Origin of the sequence: Colwellia sp. MB02u-9 (assembly GCF_014077085.1) — a bacterium.
Taxonomy (GTDB): domain Bacteria; phylum Pseudomonadota; class Gammaproteobacteria; order Enterobacterales; family Alteromonadaceae; genus Cognaticolwellia.
This window is the reverse complement of sequence record NZ_JACGVF010000066.1, coordinates 29,565-46,170: the sequence shown is the minus strand read 5'-3', so window position 1 is coordinate 46,170 and position 16,606 is coordinate 29,565. Positions and strand designations below refer to the sequence as shown.

At 38.1% G+C, this 16,606-nt stretch carries 10 protein-coding genes; 7 read left to right on the top strand and 3 right to left on the bottom strand.

Going from position 1 to position 16,606, the window contains the following annotated elements; all coding sequences use genetic code 11:
• The first annotated feature begins 295 nt into the window (after positions 1-295).
• Together H4J65_RS01855 and H4J65_RS01850 are read left to right on the top strand one after the other, a co-directional pair.
• Positions 296-3,181, top strand: a complete 2,886-nt coding sequence (locus H4J65_RS01855; RefSeq protein ID WP_182194725.1) for a response regulator — start codon at positions 296-298, stop codon at positions 3,179-3,181.
• 322 nt (positions 3,182-3,503) lie between these two features.
• Positions 3,504-6,308, top strand: coding sequence for a response regulator (locus tag H4J65_RS01850; RefSeq protein ID WP_182194722.1), 2,805 nt, complete (start codon positions 3,504-3,506; stop codon positions 6,306-6,308).
• 312 nt (positions 6,309-6,620) lie between these two features.
• Here the strand turns inward: H4J65_RS01850 and H4J65_RS01845 are convergent, their stop codons facing one another.
• Together H4J65_RS01845 and H4J65_RS01840 are read right to left on the bottom strand one after the other, a co-directional pair.
• Positions 6,621-6,938 (bottom strand): DUF962 domain-containing protein, encoded by a 318-nt coding sequence (locus tag H4J65_RS01845; protein WP_182135619.1) that lies wholly within the window; start codon positions 6,936-6,938, stop codon positions 6,621-6,623.
• 9 nt (positions 6,939-6,947) lie between these two features.
• Complete coding sequence (locus tag H4J65_RS01840) at positions 6,948-7,592, bottom strand: LysE family translocator (RefSeq protein WP_182135620.1); 645 nt, start codon at positions 7,590-7,592, stop codon at positions 6,948-6,950.
• A gap of 587 nt (positions 7,593-8,179) precedes the next feature.
• Here H4J65_RS01840 and H4J65_RS01835 point away from each other — a divergent pair.
• The 3 genes from H4J65_RS01835 (at position 8,180) to H4J65_RS01825 (ending at position 10,199) form a co-directional block, all read left to right on the top strand.
• Positions 8,180-8,365 carry a hypothetical protein gene (locus tag H4J65_RS01835; protein ID WP_259363118.1) on the top strand — a complete coding sequence of 62 codons (186 nt, stop codon included), beginning with the start codon at positions 8,180-8,182 and terminating at the stop codon, positions 8,363-8,365.
• 391 nt (positions 8,366-8,756) lie between these two features.
• Positions 8,757-9,425 (top strand): YoaK family protein, encoded by a 669-nt coding sequence (locus H4J65_RS01830; RefSeq protein WP_182184247.1) that lies wholly within the window; start codon positions 8,757-8,759, stop codon positions 9,423-9,425.
• A 180-nt stretch (positions 9,426-9,605) separates the two neighbouring features.
• A complete protein-coding gene (locus H4J65_RS01825) occupies positions 9,606-10,199 on the top strand; it encodes an HD family hydrolase (RefSeq protein ID WP_182194719.1) in 594 nt (197 codons plus the stop codon).
• A gap of 77 nt (positions 10,200-10,276) precedes the next feature.
• On the opposite strand, the gene H4J65_RS01820 is transcribed toward H4J65_RS01825, so the two are convergent.
• On the bottom strand, positions 10,277-10,927 hold the full coding sequence (locus H4J65_RS01820) for a methyltransferase (protein WP_182135623.1): 651 nt from the start codon (positions 10,925-10,927) through the stop codon (positions 10,277-10,279).
• 336 nt (positions 10,928-11,263) lie between these two features.
• Between H4J65_RS01820 and metA the strand changes: the two genes are divergently transcribed.
• Together metA and metH are read left to right on the top strand one after the other, a co-directional pair.
• Entirely contained in the window at positions 11,264-12,214 is a 951-nt protein-coding gene (gene metA / locus H4J65_RS01815) for a homoserine O-succinyltransferase (protein ID WP_182135624.1), read from the top strand.
• A 28-nt stretch (positions 12,215-12,242) separates the two neighbouring features.
• A complete protein-coding gene (metH, locus tag H4J65_RS01810; RefSeq protein WP_310649900.1) occupies positions 12,243-15,935 on the top strand; it encodes a methionine synthase in 3,693 nt (1,230 codons plus the stop codon).
• The last annotated feature ends 671 nt before the right edge of the window (positions 15,936-16,606 follow it).

Here is a 16,606-nt window from a genome sequence, read left to right as displayed (position 1 = left end):
TTAGTAACTATTTATGTTGAAATAACAGCCATTTTTCTGGATAAATTGTCGAGGTCGTACAGCTCTAATGTTAAAGTAAGACAATATAATAAAATATAACACAATATAATAAAACATAAGACAATGTAAGATAAGGTAAAAATCAATTACCCTTTGCATTGTTAGTAGAATAGTAAAATGCTATAACTACCAACCACATATACTTTTATCAATTGAAATAATAGATTATAACTATATGAGCAAATATAAGCATTCACTTGGTAGTAAACAATCAGCGTATTTTAAGGTGTTATGGATGACGGTTCCCAACCGAACGTTGTTAGTATTTTTCTTGATTTTATTTACAAACCTATTGGTTGGCTTTACTGCGCAAAGTCAAGGTCAAAGTCAAAGCCAAGACCAAGACCCAAGCCAATTCGTCGATAAAAACTTTGGTCAGCAGCTATCGACAATCGAAGCCATGGTGGATCAACACCAAGCTTTAGATTTAATCACCTTACTCAGTGCAGACAAAACCTTATCAACCTTAGATAAACTTTCCGTTTTAGCCAGTCAAAGTAGAATATATCATCAATTAGGCCAACTTGAGCACGCCATTGAAACGGCCCAAAAAGAGCAGCAACTTGCCAATGAATTTGACTTAAAAAGGCTTGCTGCTAATGCTTATAAAAGAGTGGGCGTTTATGCCTATTATAACGGTAAAAATCGCTTGGCTTTATACTCATACCAACAAGCACTTAATTACTACCTTACTCTCGACGAGCCTATTGCCCAAGCCAACTTATACAACAACATTGCTTTGGTTTATGGTAGAACAGCCCAAAATGAACTTGAGCTAGCGATATATCAGAAAATTCAACCTATTTATCAGAAGTTTGGCAGTAAAAAAGATCAACTTGACGTCTTAAATAATATTGCCAATTTGCATTTACGCTTAAAGCGCTACGATGCATCAATTCAAATGTTTTATGACATTATAGAAAAACGCAAAGAAATTTCAGATAAAATTGGTCTAGCAATGGCGTATAGTGATTTAGGCTCCTCCTATAAGTATGCTGGCGATTATCAACAAGCTGAACACTTCATGAAATTGGCACTTAGTTTACATCGTCAAAATAAAGATGATTATAATGCCGCGTCTACATTACATAACTTGGCCGAACTTAATAATGATCTTCACAACATCGACCAAGCGATAACTTATGCTAAGGAAGGTATTAACTTAAGTCTTGAACAGGGACACAACAATGCTTATTTGGGGGCAAAATATAGCTTAGCTACCGCTTATTTTTATCAAGGAAAGTATGAACTAGCATTGCAGCATCTTGAACAATCTACTGAAGTGATCAACCAAATCGGCAATAAAGAACAACTTAAGCACAACTTATCACTACAAGCCCTTATATATGCAGCGCAACATCATCCGTTTAAAGCCGTTAAAAGCCTACGTGATTTTATGCAAACACAACTTGAATTAGCCAATAACCAACTTAACTCGCAATTGGCTATTTTTGATTCTGAGCAACTAAAGCAACAAGTTGAGCAGTTAAAGCAACAAAAACGTTTACAAGTACTGGAAATGAGCCGTTCGTCACAAGTGCGTATTATGATTATGATTATGATTATTGCCAGCTTACTGATTGGTTTTTTAATTGCACGTCGACTAATAGAGCGGCGCTCAAAGCAAGCACTTGAGTCAAAAGTCAAACAAAGAACCACCGAACTCGAATATTTAATGCAAGAGCTACAAAGTGCTAACAAGATCAAAAGTCAATTTTTAGCGAACATGAGTCATGAAATTAGAACACCTTTAACCACAGTTATTGGTCAAGCTGAGGCGATAATGAGTGGTGATGTTGAAGATGAATTTATTGGTAAAGAAGTTAAAATTATTCATGGCAATAGCTTACATTTACTTGAACTGACGAACAACATTCTCGATTTAAGTAAAATTGAAGCCAATAAAATAGAACTTGAAATACAAACACAAAACTTGCACGACATTTTGCAAGAACTCGCGAATATGTTCAGCTTACAAGCAAGTTCTAAAGGCTTAACTTTTGACATTATTCATTGCTTGCCTGAGCCTTTTTTAATCGAGATGGATGGTTTTCGAGTTAAACAAATCTTGATCAACTTATGCGCTAATGCCGTTAAGTTCACCCCAAGAGGACATGTAGAATTAAACATTAGTCAAAGCAAAGGTAATTTGATATTTAAAATTACCGACAGTGGCATCGGCATGAGTAGTTCGCAGCTGCAAAGCCTATTTGAAAGCTTCACCCAAGGGGATAGTAGTATTAGTCGACGCTTTGGTGGTACCGGCTTAGGCTTATGTTTATCAGACCAGTTAGCTAAAATCATGGGCGGTAAAATTGAAGTTGAAAGTGAGTTAAATCAGGGCAGTGTTTTTGCCTTTAGCTTACCTTGTACCGCCAATTTCAGTGAGCAATGCGGTGAAAGTAAAATATCGTCCACCGAAGTTACTATTGAGGAAGAACACCCAAAATTGCAGGGCACCATTTTACTGGCGGACGATCACAACGATAATCGACGACTTATTGCTCGGTTATTAGCGTCATTGGGGCTAGAGGTGTTAACTGCCCGTAACGGTTTAGAAGCAGTCGCTTTATTTGAACAACACCAACCTGAGTTGATTTTAATGGATATTCAAATGCCAGAAATGGATGGTATCGAGGCATTTAATATTTTGCGGCAAAAGGGCTGTAAAACGCCGATTATTGCCTTAACGGCAAACGCCATGTCGCATGAAATAACGCATTATTTATCCTTGGGCTTTAATGGCCATTTATCTAAACCTATTGAACGAAATATTTTTATACCAACCATTATAAAATTTTATGACGGTAGTCTTTCGCACGAAAAAGCCAGTGAAATTTTTAATAACCTTGATATGTCAGACTTAGTGCAAAAATTTAAATCAAACCTAGTGTTAGAGCAACAAGATTTAGTCTTACACATTAATAATAATGACTTGGATCAACTGGGCAGACTGTCGCATCGCATTGCTGGTGCCGCGCAAATGTTTGGCTTTGCTGAGCTATCTAAATGTGCCCTGCAATTAGAAACAGTGATTAAAAATAATCCAAACAATCAAAACTCGAGTGTTAGTCATCACACCCAAGAATTATTGAATGAGATAGACCAAGTGCTATGGTAAAACGTAACTAAATAAACTTTGCTATGTAAATTAAAGGTTATTTTTTAATTATTAAGTTGTGTTTTATTGTTGATTAAATGTTGGTGTTATATCTGCTTAAAGCAACAAAATAAATCAATGACCTAGAGCGTTGTTAGTCGAATACTAAAATGCTATAACTAGCGGCTAAATAATATATTTATCAATTGAAATAATAGACTAAAGCTAAATGAGCACAAAGAATAATTTACTTGTTAGTAAAAAACACGCGTATTTTAAGCTGTCATCGAAAGTAATTTTCAAGCGAATATTGTTATTACCTTTATTCATTTTATTGACAAATTTGTTCACCAGTTCTGCGGTGCACAGTCAGAACCAAAGTCAATATATAGGTAAAAACTTTGGCCAGCAGCTATCGATAATCGAAGCCATGGCAGACAAAAAACAAGCTTTAGTTTTAATTACCTCGCTCAGTACAGATAAAACCTTATCTACCTTAGATAAAATCTCGGTTTTAGCTAGTCAAAGTAGAATACTTCATCAATTAGGCCAACTTGACCATGCCATTGACGTTGCCCAAAAAGAGCAACAACTTGCTCAGGAATTTGACTTAAAACAACTTGAAGCTGACGCCTATAAAAGAGTGGGAGTTTATGCCTACTATAAAGGTAAATATGCTTTGGCTTTACATTCATATCAGCAAGCACTTAATTATTACTTTATCCTCGATGAGCCCATTGCCCAAGCAAATTTGTATAATAATATTGCCTTAGTTCATGCAAAAACCAGTGAGTTTGAAAGTGCGCTGTTGAGCTATCAACTAGCGGAAAAAATATATCAAAAATTTGGTAATGAAACCGATAAAATTGATGTGAAATTTAATATTGCCGACTTTCATTTAGAGCTAAAACGCTACGATATAGCGATATCTATGTATCTGGACGTAATAGAAAGTCGGATAAAAATTTCAGATAAAAAAGGTATCGTTATGGCATATAGTGATATAGGCAAGGCTTACAAATATGCTGGTGATTATGAAAAAGCTGAGTACTACATGACACTGTCGCTTAACTCTTCCCGTAAAAATAAATATGATTTTTATACTGCTACGGTGTTATATCACTTAGCCGAACTACATAACGACCTTTATAATATCGACCAAGCTATAGCTTATGCCACAGAAGCTCTTCGCTTAAGTATTGAGCAAGAACACGACACTGCTTATGTAGCTGCATTATATAGTTTAGCTAAAGCCTATTTTTATCAAGGGAAATATGACTTGGCATTACAATATACTGAGCGTTCAAGTGAAATGGCTGAAAAGAGGGATCATAAAGATCAAATGCAATATAACCTTTCACTACAATCACTTATATATGCCGCGCAGCATGAAAACTTTAAAGCAGTTAAAAGTCAACGTGATTTTTTGCAAGTAAAATTTGAGTTAGATAATAACGAACTTAATTCAAAATTAGCCTTATTTAACTCTGATCAATTAAAACAAGAAGTAGAACAATTAAAGCAACAAAAACGTTTACAAGCACTCGAAGTAGAGCAGTCTTCACAAACGCGTATTATTATAATTATTGTGGTTATTGCCATCTTAATGATTGGTTTTTTAATTGCACGTCGACTAATAGAGCAGCGTTCAAAGCAAGCACTTGAGTCAAAAGTAAAACAAAGAACCACCGAACTCGAATATTTAATGCAAGAGTTGCAAAGTGCTAATAATATTAAAAGTCAGTTTTTAGCGAACATGAGTCATGAAATTAGAACACCATTAACCACAGTTATTGGTCAAGCCGAAGCGATAATGAGTGGTGATGTTGAAGAAGAGTTTATTGGTAAAGAAGTTAAAATTATTCATGGCAATAGCTTACATTTACTCGAACTGACGAACAACATTCTCGATTTAAGTAAAATTGAAGCCAACAAAATAGAACTTGAAATACAAACACAAAACTTGCACGACATTTTGCAAGAGCTCGCGAATATGTTCAGCTTGCAAGCAAGCTCAAAAGGTTTAACTTTTAAAATTATTCATTACTTGCCAGAGCCCTTTTTGATCAAGATGGATAGTTTTCGAGTTAAGCAGATTTTGATCAACTTATGCGCTAATGCGGTTAAATTCACCCCAAAAGGCCATGTAGAATTAAACATTAGTCAAAGTGAAAATAACTTAATGTTTAAAATTACTGACAGTGGTATCGGTATGAGCAGTTCGCAGCTGCAAAGCATATTTGAAAGCTTTACCCAAGGGGATAGCAGTATTAGCCGACGCTTTGGTGGTACCGGCTTAGGACTATGTTTATCAGACCAGTTAGCCAAAATTATGGGGGGTAAGATTGAAGTTGAAAGTGAGCTAAATCAGGGCAGTGTTTTTGCTTTTAGTTTACCCTGTACAGCCAGTTTCAGTGAGCAATGCCGTGAAAGTAGCATATCGTCTACCAAAGTCACTGTTGAAGAAGCTGCGCCATTACAGGGCACTATTTTACTGGCTGAAGATCACAAGGATAATCGACGACTTATTGCTCGATTATTAGCGTCATTGGGGCTAGAGGTGTTAACCGCACGTAACGGTTTAGAAGCGGTCGCTTTATTTGAACAACACCAGCCGACGTTAATTTTAATGGATATTCAAATGCCAGAAATGGATGGTATCGAAGCGTTTAATATTTTGCGGCAAAAGGGCTGTAAAACGCCGATTATTGCCTTAACGGCAAACGCCATGTCGCATGAAATAACGCATTATTTATCCTTGGGCTTTAGTGGCCATTTATCTAAACCCATTGAACGAAATGTTTTTATACCAACGATTACAAAATTTTACGATGGCAGTTTTTCGTACGAAAAAGCCAGTGAAATTTTTAGTAACCTTGATATGTCAGACTTAGTGCAGAAATTTAAATCAAATTTGGTATTAGAGCAGCAAGACTTAGTGTTACACATTAATAATAATGACTTGGAACAACTGGGCAGACTGTCGCATCGCATTGCTGGAGCTGCGCAAATGTTTGGCTTTGCGGAGCTATCTAAATGTGCCCTGCAACTAGAAATGACCATTAAAAGCAATCAAAAAAATCAAAGTTTGGTGATCAATCATCACACCCAACAATTGTTGAATGAAATAGACCAGGTGCTATGGTAAGCGGTATTTAAGCAAGCTTATGGGGAGTTAAACTGTGTTTCTAAGGGGGTGTTTAAGTCTGACGCTTTGTTAAATGTGAGCGCTAATGACGGCGAATAGCTTTGAATCACAACTATAATTTGTCACCAGCCCCGACATGTCAGCCAACATTTGTTATGTGATTCTATTGCTCTTAAAGCGCTATTGTTGCGACTGCGCTATCAAGTCTACTATTTTAATTTTATGTTGGTTGGCAAGCTCAATCCTACTAAGTAACCTTTTGCTATACTCAAGTAAACTAAAGCTAAGCAAACTAAAGCCAAGAAAAAACCCTTAGAACTTAAGTTTACCCATCAAGATGTCTTTATACATAACCCAGTCACCTAACAGGCTATACCAAGGATAAGTGAAGGTCGCTGGTGTATTTTTCTCAAAGAAAAAATGACCAAGCCAAGCAAAGCCATAACCTAGAAAAGGTAAGGTCCAGAGCAATATCCAAGCAGCATTAATCAAGACATAGGCCAGAGTAATTATAATTAAACTAGAGCCAATAAAATGTAACCGTCTGCAGGTAATATTTTCATGTTGGCTTAAATAAAACGGATAAAACGACTTGAAATTTTTATATTTTTTAACGGCTGTATTTGTCATGAAAATCACCTAATTTATTTTGCTGAGCAATACTTTTAAGCCGATTAAAATCATAGCGCCACCAAGTACACGGTCGATCCAATGGCCTAAGCGTTGAAATTTTTCATTAACACTTGGCCGAGAAAGTAAAACCACCACAGTAGAAAACCACAGCAGTTGTAATATCATCATCCATATACCGTAAATAACCAAGTGTAAGAGTGGTAAATTCGGTGATAAAACCACAGTAAACAAGGCTACAAAATATATTGGCGCTTTTGGGTTTAAGGCATTGCATAAAAACCCTTTCGCAATTGCGCTTAAATGGGTGTGTTTTTTCAGCACTTTTTGCTCGCTGGCTTTGCCAATAGGGTCAAGGTTACTGACCGGTTTAGCGCTTAAACCTTGCACACCTAAGTAAATTAAATAACCACCACCGATAATTTTTATCGCCCACAATGCGGTTGTTGAGTTAGCGATAACAGCAGCTAAACCTAGCGCAGAATAAATAATATGCACCGACAAGCCCAATGCAATACCAATACTGACCATAAAACCTGTTTGTTTGCCGTTAGACAAAGTTTGTTGCGACACCAAAACAAAATCAGGCCCTGGTGATGCTGCCGCCAACAAATGTATGGAGGTTATTAATAGTAAGCCTTGCATTAAATCCATGAGTATTCCCTAAACAGCCACCTTAAAAATATTCTCGTAAAATAGCCTAAAAAGCGACTAATAACACCTATATCGATAACATGAACAAAACTCATTACTAAATTAACACTGCTAAAATATAGCTGCAAATATTAGTTTAGAAAGCAGACTTATTGATAAAAACACTCATTTGTATTAAACACTTTATAGCGTTGGGCATTTTTTAGGTGCCACTTCAGTCCATCAAGCGCTAAGCCGGCGCTTAATGTGATGGGCCGAATATGTATGGCCAAGTTAATTTCATCTAGACGACATAATGAACGACAACAGAGCAATTAAAACGGATAGATCGTCAGAGATTAATTTGGTTGAAGTTCAGCACAATTTGGCGTTTTTCGCTAAATCTGTCTAGATATTGCGATTTTATGCCATTGGTAAGAGTTAATAAAAACTCGTATGTTACAGTGCAGGTATTATTTAATATTATTGCCAAGAATACTGAAACTCTATTACACGTACTTGGCCAATAAGTAAGGAAATCTGATGAGCAGTTGAGGTTTTATCAGCTATAAAATAAGACTAAGTTATTACTTATATTGAGAAGTTTTATGATGAAAGATGTAAAAAATGAAGTTACGGATGAAATTAAAGCAAAACTATTGTATTGGCGTAATATAAAAAGTAAGAGAAATAAAACCCTGCTCATTGTTTTTCTTTTAAGCTTGGTTGGCTTAAAGGTATTTACCACAGTGTTAACTTTTGAGTGGTTAGCGGGTTTATTTAACTCGGTATAAAGTAAGGTTTAAAATAGATGAGTAATTGCACAACTTAGGTGGCCTTAGTTGTGCTTACTGAGCCTTATTTAAGTCAGGTATATTTAAGTCAGATATATTTAACTCAGATATATGTACCGATGAATTTATATCAAGTTGATTATTTGCTGTTAAAGAAACTTAAGCGGTTATTCAAGATGATTAACTCGAGTTAATTAAACAATAGACCTCGAAAGTTTTTTAAACATGTAAGGCAATATAAATGCTGATCAACTTGTCACTAGGGGAGTAACTCGCTATTTTGATAGCGTTAATTATTTTAGCTAGTTTTTATTTTAACTTATTTAACTTATTTAATTTCAGCTGAGCTTAATTTTATACTCAAATAGGTGCTAGCAGCCTAAGGAATATAGTGACTTCAAAATTACCCCGATGGGTAGAATACGGTGCATTTGTGCTTGCTTTAGTGGCAGGACTTATTAATGCGGTTGGATTGTTAGGCTTTAAACATCAATCTATTTCGCATTTATCTGGCACGGCTACACTGCTTGGCACAGGAGTCGTAAACTCAACATTTACTGATGCTTTTCATTTACTGCTTATTCTATTTAGCTTTTTAATGGGGGCGGGTATATCGGGTTACTTTATTCATGGTGGGGCCTTAAAATTAGGCCGCAATTATAGTGGTTTGCTTTACCTAGAAGCGGCATTGCTTTTTGGCGCTATTTATTTCTTAACCAAAGATTCTTTAAATGGCCATTATTTGGCCTCAGCAGCGTGTGGATTGCAGAATGCCTTAGCCACTACTTATAGTGGTGCGGTGATCAGAACAACTCATGTCACCGGTATTTTTACTGATTTGGGTATTATGTTAGGTGCAAAATTAAGGGGCGATACATTTGATAATAGAAAGGCATTATTATTTCTGTTAATTATTATAGGATTTATTGTCGGTGGGGGCTTAGGTACTTATTTATTTAGTTTGTTTAAATTTTATGCGCTATTTGTACCCGCAGGTATTTGTATTTTATTAGCCTTAATCTATTCAATTTATAATGCTAATGCCCAAGCTAAGAGCTAGCACTTTTACCATTTTTTCAGGTTACCAAGGTAGGTGGTAAATTTATCACTAGTATATTAGCTCGCTTTATCGACACTTCAGCAGATTGTGTTGTTACTAAGGTGGAGTTATCGATGAAAGACCCCATATCAACTTATGTGAGTATAAAATCATCGTGCTAGCTTTCATATAGGAGAAGTAATGCAAGACTTGAAGCAACAATTAGATTTTATTTTAGAGTTAGACCGTCTTAAAGCTGTCTACCGAAAAGTGATGGTAAAGTCGGATAAAAATAGACCAGAAAACAGTGCTGAGCATAGCTGGCATATTGCCATGATGGCGCAAACCTTACATGTTTATGCCGCAGAGCCAGTCAATGTTGCTCGAGTTACCAGCATGTTACTTATTCATGACATAGTAGAAATTGATGCCGGCGATACTTTTGCCTTTGCAGCACAAGCCGAACTTGATGCACAAGAAGCAAAAGAGCTTGCAGCGGCAAAGCGTATTTTTGGTTTGTTGCCTGAACAGCAATGCTCAGAAATGTTAAACTTGTGGCTAGAGTTTGAAGCGGCAGAAACAACCGATGCTAAATTTGCCAAAGCAATGGATCGGGTCTTACCTTTACTGCAAAATATGAAAAATGACGGAGGGAGTTGGGCTAAGCATAATGTTAGCCGATCTGAAGTTATTGCCCGTAACAATCTCTTAGATGGTTTAGCCCCAAAATTATGGATTTATGTTGCTGAGCAAATTGATTTTGCCGTAGAAAAAGGCTGGTTACGCAACGCGTAGCGGTAATAAAACTTCTAGGTGTGTAGAGCAATGCCTTAGCTGCTTGTTAATATATAAGTCAACAAACAGCTAAGCTTCTATCTTTTAAATTTAAGAATATGACCTTTGAAGTCTTGTTTAATGTAATCGGTATGCTCAGGTTTAATATGGGTAGAGCTAAAACCAAAATCTAGCATTTTTGTACTTAATTTAGTTTTGCGCCCGCGACCCGGATCAACAAGAATAACTTCACAACTTTTGTTTGCATGGGCTTGGATGAAGTTGGCAAGCAATTCAATATGTTCATTTTCATATAGTAGGTCACTACCTATGATTAAATCAAAAAGTCCTAAGCTATCTTGTTTATTTGACCAATTAGTTTGCTCATAGTTAATCGGACCGTCTTGATTAAGCAGGGTGTTTCTCAGTAAAAATTTCCCTACTTCGGGGTGGTAATCTGTTGCGGTTATATCCGCTTTTTGTTTGTTTAAGAGTAAGCTACTAAGCGCTATGCCACAGCCTACTTCTAATACCCGTTTTGTGCCAACGGGGTATTGCGAAATAAAATGTGCCAGCACTAAGCTTGATGGCCAAATAACACCAAATAAAGACCAAGTTGCCGATGAAATGCCTAAGTTTTGGGCGATGTCTTCAGGGTCATAAAATTCTTGTTTATCACGTAAGGTACAAAGATGGATATCAGTGTTACCAAACTCGATGGTTTGATAACTGTAACGAAGGTTTGTCATTGTGCTGCCTAGGTAGGCGCGGAGCCAAGTCTCTTAAGACAAATGACAAAGTGCGCGAGTCGGCTAAGAGTACAGTGTTTAGCTTAAATGACAATATATTTCGTGCGCTATAATTTAGCTGATACAGCTTTTTTGTCGCGAATTTTCTTTGCGACTAAACGATAAAATGCTAAATCATATTAAAATGTTTAGACGTCTATACGTTTAGAGGTTGACATAGCTAGCAATCCAAGTCACATTGTAGTTAGATATAAATGGTAAAGAGCAATATTTTTTTTCAGCGTTATTTTATTACTATTACAGATATAACGAATTACCCGACATTAGGTTATTACTATGCCCATAAAAATCCCCGATGAATTGCCCGCTTTAACGATTTTAGACAAAGAAAATATTTTTGTTATGTCTGAACGTCGCGCTGCAGATCAAGAAATTCGCCCAATGGAAGTGGCTATTCTTAACCTAATGCCCAATAAAATTGAAACTGAAGTGCAAATTCTGCGCATGTTGGCCAATACACCATTGCAAATTAATGTTGAATTTGTCCGCATACATGCCAATGAATCTAAGAATACGCCGCAAGCACATCTAGATAATTTCTACCGCTTATTCGACGATATAAAACATAAACAATATGACGGTTTAATTATTACCGGTGCGCCGCTGGCATTGTTGGATTATCAGCAAGTAACCTTTTGGGACAAAATTTGTCAAGTGTTTGACTGGGCAGAAAAAAATGTGACTTCAACCATGTTTTCTTGTTGGGCAGCACATGCCGCGCTTTATCATCATTATGGTTTGAAGCGACATTTGCGTAAAAAAAAGCTCTCTGGCGTCTACCACCACCATTGTTTGAAACCAGAAGAGCAGTTAACCCGAGGCTTCGATGAAAGTTTTAATGTGCCTCATTCTCGCTATGGTTATATCGATAAGTCGGATTATCAAACACTGGAACATCTAGAAATATTGGCGGAGTCAGCTGAGGCAGGGGTGTATTTATCTGCGAGTAAAAATAAGCAGCAAGTCTACCTTACTGGCCATCCAGAGTATGACGCAACAACCTTGAGTGAAGAGTATTTTCGTGACCTTGAAATGGGCCGTACCACGTCAATGCCTGAGCATTATTTTACTGAAAATGATCCCCATTCAACCACAGCAAACACCTGGCGCAGCCATGGTAGTTTGCTTTTTACCAATTGGTTAAATTATTACGTTTATCAAATTACGCCGTATCAACTAGATGCAAACCATATTAAAGCCATCCATCCAGGGAAATCTCGTGTCTAAGCAAGTAAATACTCAATCAAAAGCACCTGTGGTGCAGTCAGTTTCTTATGGCCGATTACAAGCCGAATTAAAAAAGCGCATTCTTATTTTAGATGGTGCTATGGGCACTATGATCCAAGCGTATAAATTTGAAGAGCAAGATTATCGTGGCGAGCAGTTTGCTGATTGGCATAGCGATGTTAAAGGTAACAACGATTTGTTGGTGCTGACTCAACCTGAGGTTATTAAAGCTATTCACCGCGAATACCTTGTTGCCGGTGCTGACATTCTTGAAACCAATACTTTTAACGCCACCACTATTGCCATGTCGGATTACGATATGGCGGAGTACAGTGCTGATATTAATTTCGCGGCGGCGCAATTAGCACGTGAAGTGGCTGATGAATTCACCGCGAAAAACCCAGATAAACCCCGTTTTGTGGCTGGCGTGTTAGGGCCAACAAACCGCACTTGTTCAATTTCCCCTGATGTTAACGACCCAGCGTATCGTAATGTCACCTTTGATCAGCTCAAAGACGCTTACATTGAATCGACCAACGCCTTGATTGACGGCGGCAGTGACATCATCTTAATTGAAACAATATTTGATACCCTCAATGCTAAAGCCGCTATATTTGCTGTTGAAACCGTCTTTGAAAGTCGCGGTGAACGTTTACCTGTGATGATCTCAGGCACGATTACCGATGCCTCAGGGCGAACGTTATCAGGGCAAACCACCGAAGCTTTTTACAATTCTTTACGTCACGCTAGACCGATTTCATTTGGTTTGAACTGTGCGCTTGGCCCGGTTGAATTACGCCAATATGTGGAGGAATTAAGCCATATTTCAGATGTGGCGATTTCTGCTCATCCTAATGCGGGTTTGCCTAATGCTTTTGGTGAATATGATTTTACCGTTGAAGATATGGACGAGCATGTTGCTGAATGGGCCAATGCAGGTTTTTTAAATATTATTGGTGGCTGTTGTGGCACCACACCAGCGCATATTAAAGGCATGGCTGATGCCGTAGCGAATATCGCACCTCGAGAAATTAAAGCGAAAGAAATAGCTTGTCGATTATCCGGCTTAGAAGCACTGACCATTAAAGACGATAGCTTGTTTGTTAACGTAGGCGAGCGTACCAACGTCACGGGATCTGCGGTTTTTAAACGCTTAATTACCGACGAAAATTACGATCAAGCCATCGCAGTAGCCTTGCAACAAGTTGAAAACGGCGCACAGATTATCGATATCAACATGGATGAAGGCATGTTGGACTCACAAGCAGCCATGGTTCGATTCCTGAATTTAATTGCGGGTGAGCCAGATATCGCCAAAGTGCCGATTATGTTGGACTCTTCTAAATGGGATATTTTAGAAGCGGGTTTAAAATGTATTCAAGGTAAGGGCATTGTAAATTCAATCAGTTTAAAAGAGGGTGAAGACAACTTTCGTGAACAAGCCGAACTGCTGCGCCGCTATGGTGCTGCGGTGATTATTATGGCGTTTGATGAAAAAGGTCAAGCTGATACTCGTGAACGTAAGTATCAAATTTGTCAGCGCGCTTATCATATTTTGGTCGATGAAATTGGCTATCCCGCGGAAGATATTATTTTTGATCCTAATGTTTTTGCGGTGGCTACTGGCATCGACGAGCATAACAATTATGCGCGTGATTTTATTGAAGCGGTAGGTGACATTAAGCAAAACTTACCCCACGCCATGATTTCTGGTGGTGTGTCTAATGTCTCGTTCTCATTTCGCGGCAATAACCCAGTGCGCGAAGCAATACATGCGGTTTTTCTTTATCATGCGATAAAAAATGGTATGGACATGGGCATAGTTAATGCCGGCCAGTTAGCGATTTATTCTGATATCCCTGACAACCTACGTCTAGCCGTTGAAGACGTGATACAAAACTCTGATGATGGCGCTACTGAACGCCTACTCGATGTGGCACAAGAATATCGTGGCCAAGCCGGTAGTCAAAATAGCAAAGCTGATTTAACCTGGCGTGAATTAGAAGTGAATAAGCGCCTAGAATATTCGCTCGTTAAAGGTATTAATGAGTTTATTCTTGAGGACACTGAAGCAGCTAGATTAGTCGCTAAACGGCCATTAGATGTTATCGAAGGGCCGTTGATGGACGGCATGAATGTGGTCGGTGATTTATTTGGTGCTGGCGAAATGTTTTTACCGCAAGTGGTAAAATCTGCCCGCGTAATGAAACAAGCGGTCGCGCATTTAAACCCTTTTATTGAAGCAGAAAAAACTGAAGTAAGATCTAACGGTAAAATATTACTGGCAACGGTGAAAGGCGATGTTCATGACATAGGTAAAAATATCGTTGGCGTGGTTTTACAGTGTAATAATTACGAGATTATCGACTTAGGTGTGATGGTGTCATGTGAAGAGATTTTACGTGTTGCCCGTGCTGAAAAGGTCGATATTATTGGTTTGTCAGGGTTGATCACTCCCTCACTTGATGAAATGGTGCATGTTGCTAAAGAAATGAAGCGCCAAGAATTTAACTTACCCTTGCTTATTGGTGGCGCTACAACCTCTAAAGCGCATACCGCCGTTAAAATTGAACCTCAATATCAACATCCTGTGGTTTATGTACCTAATGCTTCACGTTCGGTTTCTGTGGTAAGTACACTACTCTCTGATGAGCATAGAGCGGCCTTTGTTGAGCGCCAAAACGCTGAATACGTTAAAGTGCGTGAGCGCCATTACAAAAAAGGCCCGCGTTCAAGTTTGATTTCTTTGAAAGACGCGCGCGCCAATGCGGTGCCGATTAACTTTGATAACTATACCCCTAAGGTGCCAAATAAATTAGGTGTGACTGTACTGGATAATATCGACTTAAATATTGTTAGGCACTATATCGATTGGACGCCATTTTTTATGACTTGGCAGTTATCTGGTAAGTATCCCTTAATTCTTAAGCATGAAGTCGTCGGCGTGGAAGCAACTAAGTTATTTAATGACGCTAATGCGATGTTAGATGATGTTATTAATAATAAAAAATTAACCGCAAAAGCGGTATTTGGTTTGTTCCCAGCCAATCGTGAGCAAGATGACTTACAACTTTATACCGACGACTCGCGTACTGAACCCTTAATGAAATTGCACCAATTACGTCAACAAAGCAAAAAGCCCACGGGCCAATATAATCGTTGCTTAGCCGATTATGTCGCTGATAAAACCTCAGGTGTTGATGACTACATTGGCGCATTTGCCGTATCGGCTGGTTTTGGTGTTGAGGCGTTAGTGAAAGCCTTTAATGCCGATCACGATGATTATAATAGTATTTTAATTAAAGCGGTTGCCGATAGACTAGCTGAAGCCAGCGCTGAATATTTACACCAGCAAATTCGCAAAGAATATTGGGGCTACGCGCCAGATGAAACCTTGGATAACGATAGTTTAATTCGTGAAAGATATCAGGGTATTAGGCCTGCGCCAGGTTATCCTGCCTGTCCAGAACACACAGAAAAAGGCTTGCTTTGGACCTTACTTAATGTCGAAGAAAACATTGGTATGGACTTAACCTCAAGTTTTGCTATGTGGCCTGGTGCCGCGGTAAGTGGTTGGTACTTCGCGCATCCAGAGTCTAAATACTTTGCTGTGGCAAAAGTGGCACAAGACCAAGTTGAAAGTTATGCAGCCCGTAAAGAAATGACCATGCCACAAGCTGAACGTTGGTTGTCGGCTAATTTAGATTATGAACCTTCGTAAACTATAAATTATAAGCTTTAGCTTGAAGTGACGAGGGGAGATGTTTTATTAGCCTATCTTATAGCGTAGAAGTAACAGCGCAGAAGTAATAGCAAAGATAAGATAATAAATAAACGGTATAAAAGCTAAAAAGCGCTATAGCAAGACAAGCTATAGCGCTTTTTTAATATTGGTCATCAGCGTTATTTTTAGACAAGATAATGTCGTAAGATTCAGGTCATTGTGTACTTAATTCACGTTATACAATAACGCCCCCCTTAAGTGAACCTATGTTGGAGTTAAATTACTTTCAGCAATAATGTAGCTTTGATGATATCAATAGTTATATTGAGTGACACTATCTCAACAAGCAGACTCAGCTAAGGCAAGTGTTTCATCAGTGATGGTGGTTGAGCTAAGTTGAATTTTAAGTTGTCAGATTCAGATTTAGTGAGCGGTTGTTGGACTGAAAATGTTGCACTGAAAAAATTAACGACTTTTTTGTGCATTTAAAGTGCTGACTATTGCTTTAACGCTAGTGCTTCTGCTCGCTAATTGCCATTATTTCATATCAACTAGGTGAATCAGAGGTTTAAATTCTTAGCAGGCGTTATCGACATAACACGGCTCCATTTTGTATGGCCAATCTCATGGGGTAAATAAACCTGTAAAACGATTGTCATGATAGCTAA

Bases quoted from the DNA above. Each gene is read 5' to 3' on its own strand.
- H4J65_RS01855 (WP_182194725.1), top strand. From the start codon at position 296: ATGACGGTTCCCAACCGAACGTTGTTAGTATTTTTCTTGATTTTATTT.
- H4J65_RS01845 (WP_182135619.1), bottom strand. From the start codon at position 6,938: ATGACAAATACAGCCGTTAAAAAATATAAAAATTTCAAGTCGTTTTAT.
- H4J65_RS01840 (WP_182135620.1), bottom strand. From the start codon at position 7,592: ATGGATTTAATGCAAGGCTTACTATTAATAACCTCCATACATTTGTTG.
- H4J65_RS01835 (WP_259363118.1), top strand. From the start codon at position 8,180: ATGATGAAAGATGTAAAAAATGAAGTTACGGATGAAATTAAAGCAAAA.
- H4J65_RS01825 (WP_182194719.1), top strand. From the start codon at position 9,606: ATGCAAGACTTGAAGCAACAATTAGATTTTATTTTAGAGTTAGACCGT.
- H4J65_RS01820 (WP_182135623.1), bottom strand. From the start codon at position 10,927: ATGACAAACCTTCGTTACAGTTATCAAACCATCGAGTTTGGTAACACT.
- metA (WP_182135624.1), top strand. From the start codon at position 11,264: ATGCCCATAAAAATCCCCGATGAATTGCCCGCTTTAACGATTTTAGAC.